Source organism: Actinomadura sp. NPDC023710, from assembly GCF_040639875.1.
Taxonomy (GTDB): Bacteria; Actinomycetota; Actinomycetes; order Streptosporangiales; family Streptosporangiaceae; genus Spirillospora; species Spirillospora citrea.
In genome coordinates this window covers 1-13,366 of record NZ_JBFAGB010000005.1, presented here as the reverse complement: position 1 = coordinate 13,366, position 13,366 = coordinate 1, and the positions used below count along the sequence as shown (strand labels likewise).

General features: G+C 70.7%; 15 protein-coding genes, 3 tRNA genes and 1 pseudogene. 5 read left to right on the top strand and 14 right to left on the bottom strand.

The genetic code is table 11. From position 1 onward, the window contains the following. Positions 1-35: 35 nt before the first annotated feature. Positions 36-377: a CPCC family cysteine-rich protein gene (locus AB0H37_RS07280; protein WP_360611842.1), complete on the bottom strand. Its 342-nt coding sequence runs from the start codon at positions 375-377 to the stop codon at positions 36-38. A gap of 6 nt (positions 378-383) precedes the next feature. Between AB0H37_RS07280 and AB0H37_RS07275 the strand changes: the two genes are divergently transcribed. After that, entirely contained in the window at positions 384-614 is a 231-nt protein-coding gene (locus AB0H37_RS07275) for a hypothetical protein (RefSeq protein ID WP_360611841.1), read from the top strand. A 948-nt stretch (positions 615-1,562) separates the two neighbouring features. Beyond that, positions 1,563-1,799, top strand: a pseudogene (locus AB0H37_RS07270) (TipAS antibiotic-recognition domain-containing protein); the annotation flags it as partial. Positions 1,800-1,898: 99 nt separating this feature from the next. Here the strand turns inward: AB0H37_RS07270 and AB0H37_RS07265 are convergent. The 3 genes from AB0H37_RS07265 to AB0H37_RS07255 all read right to left on the bottom strand — a co-directional run bounded on the left by AB0H37_RS07265 (position 1,899) and on the right by AB0H37_RS07255 (position 3,994). Continuing rightward, the gene (locus tag AB0H37_RS07265; RefSeq protein WP_360611840.1) at positions 1,899-2,231 is read right to left on the bottom strand and encodes a YnfA family protein; all 333 of its coding nucleotides are present in this window, start codon (positions 2,229-2,231) and stop codon (positions 1,899-1,901) included. 13 nt (positions 2,232-2,244) lie between these two features. Then, positions 2,245-2,724, bottom strand: coding sequence for a MerR family transcriptional regulator (locus AB0H37_RS07260; RefSeq protein WP_360611839.1), 480 nt, complete (start codon positions 2,722-2,724; stop codon positions 2,245-2,247). 130 nt (positions 2,725-2,854) lie between these two features. Beyond that, positions 2,855-3,994, bottom strand: a complete 1,140-nt coding sequence (locus AB0H37_RS07255) for an erythromycin esterase family protein (protein WP_360611838.1) — start codon at positions 3,992-3,994, stop codon at positions 2,855-2,857. Between the two features lie 90 nt (positions 3,995-4,084). Between AB0H37_RS07255 and AB0H37_RS07250 the strand changes: the two genes are divergently transcribed. Beyond that, positions 4,085-4,807, top strand: coding sequence for a TioE family transcriptional regulator (locus AB0H37_RS07250; protein ID WP_360611984.1), 723 nt, complete (start codon positions 4,085-4,087; stop codon positions 4,805-4,807). Here the strand turns inward: AB0H37_RS07250 and AB0H37_RS07245 are convergent. The 10 genes from AB0H37_RS07245 to cimA form a co-directional block, all read right to left on the bottom strand. Next, the gene (locus AB0H37_RS07245) at positions 4,710-5,408 is read right to left on the bottom strand and encodes a phosphatase PAP2 family protein (RefSeq protein ID WP_360611837.1); all 699 of its coding nucleotides are present in this window, start codon (positions 5,406-5,408) and stop codon (positions 4,710-4,712) included. The genes AB0H37_RS07250 and AB0H37_RS07245 overlap by 98 nt on opposite strands. Before the next feature lie 131 nt (positions 5,409-5,539). Continuing rightward, positions 5,540-5,612: transfer RNA gene (locus AB0H37_RS07240), tRNA-Glu, on the bottom strand. Between the two features lie 528 nt (positions 5,613-6,140). Further along, a tRNA-Glu gene (locus AB0H37_RS07235) sits at positions 6,141-6,213 on the bottom strand. 24 nt (positions 6,214-6,237) lie between these two features. Beyond that, a tRNA-Gln gene (locus AB0H37_RS07230) sits at positions 6,238-6,309 on the bottom strand. Positions 6,310-6,410: 101 nt separating this feature from the next. Then, on the bottom strand, positions 6,411-7,046 hold the full coding sequence (locus AB0H37_RS07225) for a DUF2461 domain-containing protein (RefSeq protein WP_360611836.1): 636 nt from the start codon (positions 7,044-7,046) through the stop codon (positions 6,411-6,413). Between the two features lie 10 nt (positions 7,047-7,056). After that, complete coding sequence (locus AB0H37_RS07220) at positions 7,057-7,824, bottom strand: fumarylacetoacetate hydrolase family protein (RefSeq protein ID WP_179833297.1); 768 nt, start codon at positions 7,822-7,824, stop codon at positions 7,057-7,059. A 64-nt stretch (positions 7,825-7,888) separates the two neighbouring features. Then, positions 7,889-9,376, bottom strand: coding sequence for a cellulose binding domain-containing protein (locus tag AB0H37_RS07215; RefSeq protein ID WP_360611835.1), 1,488 nt, complete (start codon positions 9,374-9,376; stop codon positions 7,889-7,891). Between the two features lie 82 nt (positions 9,377-9,458). Then, positions 9,459-9,827, bottom strand: coding sequence for a hypothetical protein (locus tag AB0H37_RS07210; RefSeq protein ID WP_179833295.1), 369 nt, complete (start codon positions 9,825-9,827; stop codon positions 9,459-9,461). Positions 9,828-10,106: 279 nt separating this feature from the next. Beyond that, entirely contained in the window at positions 10,107-10,385 is a 279-nt protein-coding gene (locus AB0H37_RS07205; protein WP_360611834.1) for a GNAT family N-acetyltransferase, read from the bottom strand. Positions 10,386-10,421: 36 nt separating this feature from the next. Further along, positions 10,422-11,999, bottom strand: a complete 1,578-nt coding sequence (gene cimA, locus AB0H37_RS07200; protein WP_179833293.1) for a citramalate synthase — start codon at positions 11,997-11,999, stop codon at positions 10,422-10,424. Positions 12,000-12,396: 397 nt separating this feature from the next. Between cimA and AB0H37_RS07195 the strand changes: the two genes are divergently transcribed. Further along, entirely contained in the window at positions 12,397-12,636 is a 240-nt protein-coding gene (locus AB0H37_RS07195; RefSeq protein WP_179833292.1) for a cold shock domain-containing protein, read from the top strand. Positions 12,637-12,713: 77 nt separating this feature from the next. Beyond that, complete coding sequence (locus AB0H37_RS07190) at positions 12,714-13,277, top strand: hypothetical protein (RefSeq protein WP_329094171.1); 564 nt, start codon at positions 12,714-12,716, stop codon at positions 13,275-13,277. Positions 13,278-13,366 lie beyond the last annotated feature (89 nt).

Sequence of the window (13,366 nt, the reverse complement as noted above, 5' to 3'; positions counted from 1 at the left end):
CTGTCTCGGTAGATGAGCAGGCCGGATGACCTGGCTCACCCGGCAGGGCGCCAGAATCCGGTATTCCGATAACGCCACCAGTACAGGAAAGTCCTGTCACCGGGCCACGCTGCCAGCTGAACGCCCCGGGGCTCGAAATGGTCGCGCTCTGGATCGATAGGGCGCCAGCTGGTGTCCAACGACTCGCCGTCCTCGGGCGGCCGGACGTGCTCCAGTACACCCTCATCGCAAGCCCCGTAGTCCTGAAAATTCTGCTGAGCCTCGATCAGTGAGGTTCGGTTGGCTCCGACAGCCCAGTCGGGCCAGCGCAACTGCACATCGTCGTCCTCCCAAAAACAGACCGGGCAGATCTGATAGGAGCCGGGCGCTTTATCCATGGTCAGGTGACCGCAGCACACGCATGGATATCTCAGCTTCATGCCAACATCCTGCCGGACACCACCGAAGCGGGCGGCGGCCGCCGCAGTGACCGCGCGTTCACCAGCTGGGACCTGACCGATCCCGGCGCCCGCCACGGCGCCGGGCGATCCTGGTTCGCCCGGCTCGGCGATCCCGTCGAGAGCCCCTACCGCCCCCTCCGTCGAGGAAGCTGGGGAGTCTCGGTGTCCGAGTAACGATCTTGGGTTCAAGGGGTCAGTGCATCACCGAAAATGATCTTGATCGTTTCGGAGGTGCGAGTGCGGGACTACGGGTTCTCGACGGCTCGGCAGGAGGAGCTGTGGAGTCGTTGGCGTAGTGGTGAGTCGCTGGGCTGTATTGCCAGGGGCATGGGAGCGCCGCTGCAGGAATACCAGAAAAGGCGGGCACGTTCGCTGAGCGAGCGAACGAGTTTCGACGGTCCTGACTTGAGGCGATGCTCCACGCAGCCATTCCTCCGGATCCACGCCGCCACGGCTGCTCCCTTTCGCTGGGCCGGCGTTACGGCATGGGTTTCGTCCCAGACCGCGGCCAGGCGTAGCCGTTCGCCTGGCTGCTGATTCGCGAGCGGGCCGGCATCGAGACAGGCGCGTGCCTCGCGGGCCCTCCGGCCGCGCCGGCCTCATGGAGGGCTAGATCGTCTCAGTGGGGGGTTCGGAATACGCGTCGCGGTGGCCGGGCGTGGAACCCGGAGGTGTTGCCTACGCACCGCTCCCGCTGGTCGTCCGGTTCAGAGCCTTCGTCGGCCGCCCGGCGGACGACCTCGAAGATCGGCCTCGTTCAGCCGAGCGGGCCCACCGTCGCCGGGTACGGGTGTATTCGGGAGAGGATGTCGCCCGGATGCACCGGGTCTTCGTCTACCGGGAGCTCGGGCTTCCGCTCGCCGAGCGGCCGGTTGCTCGACGACGCGGGCACGGACGCGCGCGACCATCTGCGCCACCGGGGGGGCGCAGCTCACAGAGCGCATCGCTCGCCTCCAGGAAACGGTGTCGGCGGTCGACCGCTTGATGGAGGCGCCGGCGATGGGCATGCGGCTGAGCCCGGAGGAGCAGATCGCGATCTTCGGGGACGACGGGCGCCCCTCCTGAGTGGAGGAGGCCGGGCAGCGCTGGGGTGACAGCGCGCGGTGAGCGCAGTACGCCGAGCGGGCGGCCGGGATGGCCCCCGAGGAGTGGAAAGAGGTCACGGCGGAGATGAAAGCGCTCGAAGCCGACCTCGCCGCCGCGAAGGAGGCCGGTATCCCGCCCGGCTCAGCCGAGGCGAGCGTCCTCGCCGAGCGGCACCGCGCGCTGCTCTCGCGGTATTTCGACTGCACGCACTCTATGCAGGTCTGCCTCGGCCGGACGTTCGGCACCGACCCCCGCTTCGCCGAGCACTACGACGCGTCCACGTTCGGCCTGGGGGGCCTGGCTGCGCGACGTGATCTTCGCGAACGCGGGGGCTCGCGGCGTGGGGCCCGCGGGTCGCGACGTGGAGTGGGGTCAGCCGCGTGGGGCGTACATGATGATCAGGACGCCGAGGGCGCAGACGGCCGCTCCGGCGACGTCCCAGCGATCGGGGCGGAAACCGTCCATGACCATGCCCCAGGCCAGGGAACCGGCGACGAACACGCCCCCGTAGGCGGCCAGGACGCGGCCGAAGTGGGCGTCGGGCTGGAAGGTCGCGACGAACCCGTACAGGCCGAGGGCGACGAGGCCCGCGCCGATCCACCACCCGCCCCGGTGCTCGCGGACGCCCTGCCAGATCATCCAGGCGCCGCCGATCTCCGCGACGGCGGCGAGGGCGAACAGGACCAGGGAGCGCGCGATCGTCATGCCGGAACGCTACTCATGTGCGGGAACGTCCCGGCGCGGCCCCGGGACCGGCGAGTCCGGCGAACGGCAGCGGGCAGCACGGCTCCCCCGCGCAGGCGATCAGGTCGTCGCAGCCGGCGTCGAGGGCGTCGCTGAGCGCGGACCGGATGACCTCCAGGTCGGCGATGCGCCGCTCCACCTCCTCCAGCTTCGCGCGCGCCTGGGCGGCGAGCCCCGCGTCGCGACGGCCGTGCCGGTGCCGCGCGGCGTCCAGCAGCCCGGAGACCTCGTCCAGCGTGAAGCCGAGCCGCTGCGCCGTCTTGATCACCCGCAGGACGGTGACGGCCTCGGCCGGGTAGAGCCGGTGCCCGCCCAGCGTCCGGGCGGGTTCGGCCAGCAGCCCGCGCCGCTCGTAGTAGCGCAGCGTCTGCGGGTTCACCCCGGCCGCCTCCGCGACCTGGCCGGAGCGCAGCCCCTCGTACCCGCCGCCCACGGCGATCGGTGTCTCGACCATCCCTGCTCCTCGTCCTGGCCGCCCCACGCTCCGACGGTAACCCTGTACCTCGCTACCGGTTGCAACCCCGCCGGCCGCCGAGCACATCCCCGCCGCCACCGGCCGGGTGGCGGCGGGGACGGAGGGACGCTCAGACGGTCGCGCCGTCGCTGATGTGCAGGACCGCGTCGGCCGTGTCGAGGACGGCCTGGTCGAGCGGGAAGTAGCCCTGCTCGGGGGTGGTGTCGGCGCGCCGGCGGGCGGACGGGATCGCGGCGGCCGGTGTCAGCCCCCAGGTGGTGATGCGGCTCTGCATGCCGCCCTCATAGGTGTCCGGCCCCGGCTCCCCGAGCTTGATCGTTTCGCTGCGGCCCAGGCTGCCGGCGACGAAGACGTACCGCTCGTCCAGGAGGGACGCGAGGATGGCGCCCGTGCCGAACCAGGTGAGCTCCATGTCCGCCATGCGCATATGGCTCGGGTTGCGCTGCAGGTGGGTGTTGTGCGCGAAGACGAACGTCGGGCCGCGCCGGTCCTCGGCGTCCCGTACGGCCAGGAGGTTCTGGGCCATGAGCGCGTCCCGGGCGGCCGCCAGGCGGGAGATGCGGGCGTCTCGCTCGATGCGCTGGCTCGCCCGCTTGTGGTACCGGAGCAGGCCGAGACCGGCGGTGAGGTGGATCTCGGCCCTGGACCACTCGGCGCGCGAGGTCGCCGCGATCAGTTTCGGGGCCCGCTCGTAGAGCGCGGTGAGCATGTCGTCGGCGATCGTCCGCAGCTTGACGGCCTCGGGCGTCGCGCCGATCGACATGGCCGGGTCCATGACCGCCTCCGCGCGGCTCCACCGCCGGTCGTCGCCGGTGAGGGCCGCGATGTCGAGGTCGAGCCCCATGTAGTCGCGGGCGTGTTCGAGGTAGGCGCGCGGGCTGGGGGCGCTGAGGGTCTCCATCGGAGCGTCGAAGCCGTGGAAGGCCAGCCGCTCGTGCGGAGGACGGCCCTCGTTGTGCTCACGCATCCAGGCGACCAGGCGCCGGTTGGCGTCCACGTCCCCCCAGCCGTGCGAGAAGCCCTCGCTCATCACGGCGTCGAGGCTTCCCTTCCCTTCCCGGACGAAGTCGTCGACGGCGAGGGCGGCCACCCGGTCGGTCTCCATGGCGATCGACCGGAAGCCCTCGTCGGCCAGCCGGGCGAACATCTCGTTGCGGATCCGCCCGAAGGACGGTTCCCGGTGCGTCGGCTCGCCGAACGCCAGCAGGTCACATGGAGCGGTCACGAAGTCGCGAATGTCCTGACTCATGTGGTGAAATCGTATCGTTGAAAAAGCGGTTGATACTTTCTCGCCTGTGACCGTCCATCCTCCCCTCCAAGTCTCAAAGCGGTGATCACCCTGCGGCCGTCCGACCTCGCGCGGGAGCACGGTCTGTCGGCGCAGGCCGTGCGCAACTACGAGCGCGACGGGTTCCTCCCGCCCGCGGAGCGCACGCCCACCGGCTACCGGATCTACACCGAGGTCCACGCGGCCGCCCTGCGCGCCTTCCTCGCCCTCGTCCCGGCGTACGGGCACGCGACCGGCGGCCGGATCATGAACGCGGTCCACGACGGCGACCTCGACGACGCCCTGCTGGTCATCGACCGGGGCCACGAGCAGGTGCTCCGGGACCGCGAAACCCTCGCCGCGGTGAAGAACGCGGTGGACCACCTGCTGGCGGAGCCGGGTGTCGAGCGCCCGAACGCCCCCGGGCCCCTGACCATCGGCGAGCTCGCCCATCGTCTCGATGTCACGCCCGCGACGCTGCGCAACTGGGAGGGCATCGGCATCCTCGTCCCCGCGCGGGACCCGGCGACCGGATACCGCGTCTTCCGCGCGGGCGACGTCCGCGACGCCGAACTCGCCCACCTTCTCAGGCGCGGCGGTTACCCGCTGGAGCACATCGCCATGGTGGTCCGGCAGGTCCGGACCGCGGGCGGCACCGAGCCCCTCGCCGAGGCGCTGGACGACTGGCGGCGCAGGCTCACCGCGCGAGGCCTCGCCATGCTCGACGCGTCCGGTCGGCTGGGAGGTTATCTGAGCGTTCTCGACCGCGCCGGGCGGCGAACGGATCGAGGATGAGCAGGCCCTGCAGCAGGAGCGGACCGAGGGCGAGGCTGAACAGGCAGTCGGTGAGCCAGTGCTTGTCGACCACCGTGAGGGCCATCGCCGTGACCGTCCCCGTCACCGCCGCGATGTCGCGGCGGCGGCGCGGGTGCAGGGCCCTCGATGACGCGGGGAACGCGACGACCGTCAGTTGGAGGATGATCCAGACGAGCACGAACCCGTTGAGGGTGTGGCCGGACGGGTAGGCGTCACCGCGGACGAACAGCACATCGGTTCCGCTGATCGGGAACGTCCGGGGGATCGCCGCCTTCAGCAGCACCTGCAGCAGCGAGAGGACGCCCACGATCAACACGCTCGCCAGCGGGTACCGCACCGAACGCGTCCGCATCGCGGCGATGATCGAGAGCGGGACGATGATCCTCGCCAGGTGGCCCCGCTGGCCGAGTGCCGCGAAAACGTCCACGGCCGCCAGCCGCCGGCCCTGGATGTGCGCGTCGCTCCAGTCGTGGACGACGTGGTCGAGGTGGCGGAGCGGACCGTCCAGCAGGACGTCCGCCGTGACGAGCACCATGACCGCCGCCAGTGACGCGCACCAGCTCCTGGACCCCCACTTCACGGCCGGAGCATTCCCAGCCCGCGCCGAAAGCACCCTCATCAAGACGTCAGGATGGCGTGCACTGTGAAGGAGCACATCGAGCCGCTGGTGAAGCGCTGAAGGCGCTCGCCTCAGAGCGGGAACTTACTGGGTACCCCCGAGCGGATTCGAACCGCCGTTACCGCCTTGAGAGGGCGGCGTCCTAGGCCACTAGACGACGGGGGCAGGACCATGACCTTCGCGGTCTCCCGCGCGGCCTCGCCTAGCTTACCGGACCCCGGCCCCCACCTCGAACCGGTTTCCAACCGAACCCCCCACGGCCACCCACCCCACCAGAAATTCGGCCACCAGACGACACGGAGAAACCGCGTGAGCACGACAGAAGAACGCCTCTTGGACGTCGCAGAGAACTATCTAGGCGTACGCCTCAGCCAGGTGACACCGGAGCCAGACAGCAAGGGGTCGCCTCAAAGAGAACAGTGCGGGCCTGGGGGCAGATGGCCGAAGGCCATCTAGCAGTAAGCCCCGCCATAGTGAGGGCGGAGCCCGAACATCGGGGGTTCCAGGAGGTCGCCCTCTGTGAACACACTGCGGGCCCGGGGGTAGTTGGCCGAAGGCCATCTAGCAGTAAGCCCCGCCATAGTGAGGGCGGAGCCCGAACATCGGGGGTTCCAGGAGGTCGCCCCCTGTGAACACACTGCGGGCCCCGGCGAAGGTGGGCCGAAGGCCCAACGAGCAGGGAAGCCCGCCACGTACCCCCGAGCGGATTCGAACCGCCGTTACCGCCTTGAGAGGGCGGCGTCCTAGGCCACTAGACGACGGGGGCGTGTGTCCGCCTGGGCGGACGCAGCTGGGGTACCAGGACTCGAACCTAGACTAAGTGAACCAGAATCACTCGTGCTGCCGATTACACCATACCCCAGTGAGGTACGGGCTCCCGAGCCGTTTCCGGCTGGTCGCTCGCGCCTCGAAGAGACTACAGGACTGCGGGAGTAGGGCCAAAACGATTGGCCGGTCGGAGAGTCATCGAGTGAAGTCGGGCGGTCCGATGTGCTCTCGGCCCCAGGCCACGAGGGGGCGGAGGCGCCGCCAGGACGCGCGCACACGGGCGATGACCTCGTCGGGGTCGGACATCCACGGGTCGGCGGGCCAGCCCTCGCGGGCGTAGAGGGAGCGGTGCCGCAGGAGGTCCAGCCGGGGGTGGCCGGGGTCCGTCCCGCGCGGGCGGGTCTTGAGGCGGTCGCCGGCGATCTCCATGCCGGCGGCGCGGAGATCGTCCACGACGGCCTGCAGCTCGGCTCCGTAGGTGTCGGAGGCGACGGCTTGGCGGTAGCGGCGGAGCTGGTCGGGGGTCGGGGCGTACATGCCGCCCGCGACCATGAGCCCGTCCGCGTCGACCTGGACGTAGAAGCCTTCGCCGGTGTGGCCGCCCTGGTGCGTCTTGTAGGGCGACTTGTCCTTGCTGAACCGGACGTCGCGGTACGGGCGGAAGAGCTTGACCGCGCCGAACTCGTCTTCGAGTTCGGCGCACAGCTCGGTCAAGGGTTCCCGCACGTGGCGCTCGTAGGCGTCCTTGTGGGACGTCCAGTAGGGCTTGCTGTTGTCGGCCTGCAAGCCCTCGTAGAAGGCGAAGGCCTCGTCGCTGAAGCCGGTGAACATCTGGGCCCTCTCAGTCGCGGGCGATGACCCGGTTGGTGAGGCTGCCGATGTTCTCGACGGTGACGGTGACCTCGTCCCCGATCTCCAGGGGGCCGACGCCGGCGGGGGTGCCGGTCAGGATGACGTCGCCGGGCAGCAGCGTCATGACCTGGCTGACGTACTGGACCAGGGTGGGGATGTCGTGCAGCAGCAGGGACGTGCGGGCCTCCTGCCGGACCTCCCCGTTGACGGTCGTGGAGATCGCCAGGTCGGCGGGGTCGACCTCGGTCTCGATCCACGGGCCGATCGGGCAGAACGTGTCGAAGCCCTTGGCCCGCGTCCACTGCCCGTCCTTCGCCTGGAGGTCGCGGGCGGTGACGTCGTTGGCGCAGCTGTAGCCGAGGATGACCTCGGCGGCCCGGGACGCCGGGACCTCGCGGCACATCCGGCCGATGACGACGGCGAGCTCGCCCTCGTGGTCGACGCGCTCGGACAGCTTCTGCGGGTAGGCGATCGCCTCTCCCGGGCCGATCACGGCGGTGGACGGCTTGGAGAACAGCACCGGCTCGGCGGGCGGCTCGTCCCCGCCCATCTCGCGGACGTGGTCGGCGTAGTTCTTCCCGATCGCGATGATCTTGCTGGGCAGGATCGGCGCGAGCAGCCGGACGTCGGCGAGCGGGAGGCGCTGCCCGGTGAAGGTCAGCTCCCCGAAGGGGTGGGCCGCGATGACGGCGACGGTGTTCTCCTCCACCACACCGAAGGACATGCCGTCGTCGGTGGAGAATCTGGCGATACGCATGGTCAAGAGCCTAGTACGCCGACCAGAAGCCGCAGGCCCTGCCGGTCGGTCCCGGGCCTGCCGTTCAGAAGCCGCAGGCCCTGCCGTTCAGGACGCAGGACTTCGGAGTGGACGCCGTTCCGGCCGCGCCGAACTGGATGTCCCACGTCGCGCCGGGCTGGATCGCGGGAACGCCGTCCAGGTTCCTGATCTCGACGGTGGAGCCGCCGTGCACGAGCCGGGCGCCCCAGATGTTCTTCACGTCCGCGCCGGGGGCCTTGAACGTCACCTTCCACGCCGTCAGGGGCTTACTGGTGCGGTTCGTGATGACCATCTTGCCCTCGAAGTACCCGCTGTCCTGCTGGACGAGCTGGTACGTGATGCCCTTGCCCTGCACGACCGGCCCGATCGGTGCGGTGGTCACGGGAGGCGGCGTGCCGGGCTGCCCGCCCGGCTGCTGCCCGCCCGGCTGCTGCCCGCCGGGCGGCTGGGGCGTGGGGACCCCGGACTGCGGGGGCGTCGCGGGCGCGCTGCCCCCGGGCGAGGGCGCGCCGGGTGACGCGGGCCCCGCGCCACCGCCCGGCGCCGGAGTGCTCGCCGCCGGGGACGCCTGCTTGGCGGCCTTGCCCTCCGTCTCGGAGCCGCGGCCGAGCATCAGCGCCACGACGCCGACCAGGACGAGGACCACCACCAGTCCGATCAGCAGGAGGAGGATCACCGGCCGCCGCGAGCGGGGCGGCGGCGGCCCGCCGGGCAGCCCGCCGGACGGCGAGGCCACCGCGGGCGGGGGCATCGGCGGGACGGTCGCCTCGTGGTGCGGGGGCATCGTGCTCTGGGCGGGAGGCGGCGCCCCGGGCATCCCGTAGGCGAACGCCGGGCCGCTCTCCGCCCGCTTCGTCGTCTCCTCCTCGGAGGCGAACTGCTCCGTCCACGGCGCCTCGGCGGACATCGGGGCGGCCACCTGCGCGTGCGGCGCCTGCTCCGAAGGCGGCATCCGCTCCGGGACGGGGCCCGGCTCCGGAACGCGCTCCTGGTAGGGAGCGGGGGGCTGGGCGTACACCGGAGCCGGATTCGCGCCGTGCTCGAAGGCGGCCGGCTGCGCCGGTGGCGGGACGGCCGGAGCCGCCTGGGGCGGGACGGCCCGAGTGGGCTTGGAGGGCTGCTCCATGGGGATGTCCGCGAAGGTGACCGGCGCCTGGAACGCGGTCACGTCCAGCTCGTCCACGGTGTCCGCGGGCGGCGGCTTCTGGAAGGCGATGGCCGGGCCGTCCTGGAGCGTCGAGTCGAAGTCGTCCTCCGGCTCGTCGCCCGGGCCGTCCTGGTAGGTCGTCTCCAGATCGTCCTCAGGATCGTCGGAGGGAAGGTCCTGGAAGGCCACGCCTTCCACCTGGGGGACGTCATGGGTCGTGACGTCCCCGTCGAAGAGATCGTCCACCAGATCGTCGTCGGCGACCGGTTCGGCCACCGTCCCCGGCGGCGCCGGCTCTGCGGGCGCGGTGGGCTTCCTGGTGACGCCGAACTCGGCGGTCGTCTTGTGGTCCGGGGGAACGTACCCGGAGTCCTCGCCGCTCAACTCGTCCACCTTCCACTGACGCCGATCTCATGGAGTCCGACGACCGGCGCGACGGATCGGTTCACCACCCGTCCCGAAGGCTTCAGCCTGCGGGAGCCGGTTCGAGTCCGCGGCGCGCGGCCTGCCGCATCTGCCGATTGAGCGTAGCGGTGATCAGCTCGATCGCGTCGGGAGTGGTGGCGTCCTGCGCGCCGCTGAGCCACCGTGTCGCCTCCGCCAGCAGCTCGTCGGCCGCGTGGTCGGCTCCGGCGTCGGCCATCCGTCCGAGGACGGCGCCGAGGCGCAGCGCGGCGTCGGCGCTCCCGGACTCGGCCGCCCGCCGGTACCAGCCGGCCGCCTGCTCCAGGCGGCCCTCGCGCTCGTACGTCTCGCCGAGGCCGAACGCCACGTCGGCCCAGGTCCCGTCCGTGGGACGCCCAAGGTCCTCGGGGCTCCAGGGTCGGACAGGCATACGATCACTCCGGCAGGTCGAGTCGTAGGGACATCGGTTCAGGGACATCGGTTCACAGGCACACCGCCTGAAAGGCGACACGGCGCGCGGAAGCCTCGCACGTGCCGTGCAGGCTCCTATAGTGGATCCTTCAACTGAAATCCGCTACCGGTTTCGTCGCTTTGGCGAACTTTCTGTGTGACCGTACCGATACTCACGGAAAGATGCTCGTTCATTCGAACGAGCGGGATCACTCCCCGCATTTCCGCGAGCACCGGCGCGACACGTCCCGCGACACGGCTAACGCACCAGATCCTGGTAATCCGGGTGCTTGCCGATCCACTTCTTGATGAACGGGCACAGCGGGACGACCGACCGGCCCTTGGCGCGGACATCGTCCAGGGCGCCGCGGGCCAGCGCGCTTCCCACGCCCTTGCCCTCGAACGCGGAGTCGACCTCGGTGTGGGTGAACACGACGGCGCCGTCGCCCCGCTCGTACTCGGCGAATCCGGCGAGGTCGCCGTCCACCCTGATCTCGTAGCGGCCCTGCTCGGCGTTGTCGGTGATCTCGGTGCTCATGCCCTGATAATGCCCGCGTACGCCGAGAGATTCCTGTCAGCCCGCCTCGTAGCCGGCGCGGAGCAGGCAGTAGGTGACGGCCTCCTCCAGGGCCTGCCAGGACGCGGCGATGACGTTGTCCTCGACGCCGACGGTCCCCCACTCGCGCTCGCCGTCGCCGGACTCGACGAGGACCCGGGTCCGCGCGTCGGTGCCGTGCGCGCCCTCCAGGATGCGGACCTTGTAGTCGACCAGTTCCAGTCGCGCCAGCTCCGGGTAGAGGCGGCCGAGGGCGATCCGCAGCGCGTTGTCGAGGGCGTTGACGGGGCCGTTGCCCTCGCCCGTCGCGATGATCCGCTCGCCCTTGGCGTGCAGCTTGACGGTGGCCTCGCTGATCATGGACCCGTCCGGGCGGCGCTCCACGATCGACCGCCACGACTCGACCTCGAAGTGCCGCTGCCGGACGCCGGTCAGCTCCTCGCGCAGCAGCAGCTCGAACGAGGCGTCCGCCGCCTCGAAGGTGTAGCCGGTGGACTCCAGCTCCTTCACCCTGTCCACGACGGCCTTGGCCTTCTCGCCGGACAGGTCGTAGCCGAGCTCGCGGCCCTTGAGCTCGACCGACGCGCGCCCGGCCATGCTGGACACCAGCATCCGCATGTCGTTGCCGACGGCGGCCGGGTCGATGTGCTGGTACAGGTCCGGGTCGATCTTGACGGCGGACGCGTGCAGCCCGGCCTTGTGCGCGAACGCGGACACGCCCACGTACGGCTGCTGCGAGCTCGGCGCGACGTTGGTGACCTCGGAGACGGCGTGCGCGATCCGCGTCATCTCGGCGAGCTGGGCGTCGGAGACGAGGCTCATGCCGCGCTTGAGCTGGAGGTTGCCGACGACGGTGAACAGGTTGGCGTTGCCGCTGCGCTCGCCGTACCCGTTCGCGCAGCCCTGCACGTGCGTGGCGCCCGCCCGGACGGCGGCGAGCGTGTTGGCGACGGCGCAGCCGGAGTCGTCGTGGCAGTGGATGCCGACGCGGACGCCGTGGCCGACGACCTCGTGCACGACCTCGGCCAGTTCGTCCGGCAGCATGCCGCCGTTGGTGTCGCAGAGCGCGACGACGTCGGCGCCGGCCTCGGCGGCGGTGCGGACGGCCTCCAGCGCGTAGGCGCGGTTGGCCTTGTGGCCGTCGAAGAAGTGCTCGGCGTCCAGGAAGACTCGTTGGCCCTCCGCACGCAGGTGGGAGACCGTGTCGCGGATCATCGCGAGGTTCTCCTCCAGGGTGGTGCGGAGGGCCAGCTCGACGTGCCTGTCGTGACTCTTGGCGACCAGGGTCACGACGGACGCGCCGGAGTCGCGCAGGGCGGCGACCTGGGGATCGTCGGCCGCCTTCACCCCGGCCCGGCGGGTCGCGCCGAACGCGGTGAGCTGCGCGTGCCTCAGGTCGAGCTCTGTTCGAGCCCGCCTGAAGAACTCGGTGTCCTTGGGGTTGGCGCCCGGCCAGCCGCCCTCGATGAAGCCGACGCCCAGGTCGTCCAGATGTCGCGCGACCGCGAGCTTGTCGGGCACGGAGAGGTTGAGCCCCTCCTGCTGCGAGCCGTCGCGCAGGGTGGTGTCGTAGACGTGGAACGCGTCGCCTTGCATGTGAGAACCCCCAGGGGGATCAGCGCCAGGACACAAAAAAGACCCCTCACGGACGTGAGAGGTCTGCGCGCCGGCGGTGTCCCGTTAGCTGCCGGCGCGCCAGCCGATAATCACGAGGCTGTGGCGCATGATGCGCCCAGTCTGCCACACGGTCCGCGGATCTGGGACATCCGTCTCAGATTCTGGGACGTCGTCCCGCCGGACCCGTCCGCCGCACCGGCGGCGTCCCGCCACCACGGAGCCATACCGCGCTTTTCTCCACTTGGAGTTCATTGCACACTAAAAAACGATTACCAAGCAAAAGATCACGGCAATACATTTCTCACCTCGGAATGCACTTGCGCTTTCACGGTAAAACGAAGAATGATCGCACTGTCCGCCGGAGGAAGGGGATCCGATGAGCGGCGAACCGGTCCGCGGGACGGTGGCGTCCTGGGACGACGAGGCCGGCTGGGGAGTGCTGGTCTCACCCGACGTGCCCGGCGAGGTCTGGGCGCATTTCTCGGCCGTGCGCGCCGAACCGGGCGCCTTCGCCTCCCTCGACCCGGGCGAGAACGTGCTCTTCACCTGGGAGGAGGCCGAACAGGACGGCTACGCCTACCGCGCGCTGGACGTGCGGTCGGTCGGCCGCGGCTGAGCATCGGGGCGGCGGGCTGATCACGGCCGTCCACCCGCCGTGGGGGACGGCGAACCTTTTCGAAGGGAATTCCTGGAATGCGCATGCACACATTCGGCCGGACCGCGGCCGCTTCTGGAACGGCGCTGGTGATGGCGCTCGGCTCCGTGTCCGCCGCGTCCACCGCAACCGCCGCCGAGCGCCCGGAACACGCCGCACCCACCCATTACTACGTGTTCACACAACGGCACCAGTCATTCGTGTACCACGACTCGGTCGGCACGTTCCGCGCGCAGGTGAGGCTGACCGGGCCGCACTCCAGGCGCTACCCGATGCCGTGGATGTTCCAGATCACCAGTGCGAAGCTGCGGGCGATCGCGCGCGGCAACGCCGTCTGCACGGCGACCGGGCTGAACGGCCGGTACCACGACCGGCACGTCATCCCCGTCGGCTACGTCTGGCACTCGACCGTCGCACCGCACCGCGCCCGGAAGGTGTACACGCTCTCGGGCACCTGCACCTTCGCGGTGCAGGTCGGCGGCCGGCCCGGCCGCGCCTTCGTCGGCTTCTCGTTCCACTACGCCGTCAACCCGTCCTCGCGGGGCGCCGGCCCGGCGAGCTCGGGCCCGGTCGTCAAGACGTCGGTGCAGATCCGCCGCTGAGCCGCCCGGCCCGGCGGGGGGGGGGCGCCGCCGGGGGGGCGGGCCCCGCGCCGGGGGGCGCGGCCGTCGACCTCGGGGGGGGGCGCCGC

Coding starts and splice junctions, on each gene's coding strand:
- AB0H37_RS07225 (WP_360611836.1), bottom strand. CDS start 7,046: ATGTTCACCGGCTTCAGCGACGAGGCCTTCGCCTTCTACGAGGGCTTG.
- cimA (WP_179833293.1), bottom strand. CDS start 11,999: ATGCAAGGCGACGCGTTCCACGTCTACGACACCACCCTGCGCGACGGC.
- AB0H37_RS07255 (WP_360611838.1), bottom strand. CDS start 3,994: ATGAGTCAGGACATTCGCGACTTCGTGACCGCTCCATGTGACCTGCTG.
- AB0H37_RS07265 (WP_360611840.1), bottom strand. CDS start 2,231: ATGACGATCGCGCGCTCCCTGGTCCTGTTCGCCCTCGCCGCCGTCGCG.
- AB0H37_RS07280 (WP_360611842.1), bottom strand. CDS start 377: ATGGATAAAGCGCCCGGCTCCTATCAGATCTGCCCGGTCTGTTTTTGG.
- AB0H37_RS07190 (WP_329094171.1), top strand. CDS start 12,714: ATGCGCATGCACACATTCGGCCGGACCGCGGCCGCTTCTGGAACGGCG.
- AB0H37_RS07220 (WP_179833297.1), bottom strand. CDS start 7,824: ATGCGTATCGCCAGATTCTCCACCGACGACGGCATGTCCTTCGGTGTG.
- AB0H37_RS07195 (WP_179833292.1), top strand. CDS start 12,397: ATGAGCGGCGAACCGGTCCGCGGGACGGTGGCGTCCTGGGACGACGAG.
- AB0H37_RS07205 (WP_360611834.1), bottom strand. CDS start 10,385: ATGAGCACCGAGATCACCGACAACGCCGAGCAGGGCCGCTACGAGATC.
- AB0H37_RS07260 (WP_360611839.1), bottom strand. CDS start 2,724: ATGGTCGAGACACCGATCGCCGTGGGCGGCGGGTACGAGGGGCTGCGC.
- AB0H37_RS07210 (WP_179833295.1), bottom strand. CDS start 9,827: ATGCCTGTCCGACCCTGGAGCCCCGAGGACCTTGGGCGTCCCACGGAC.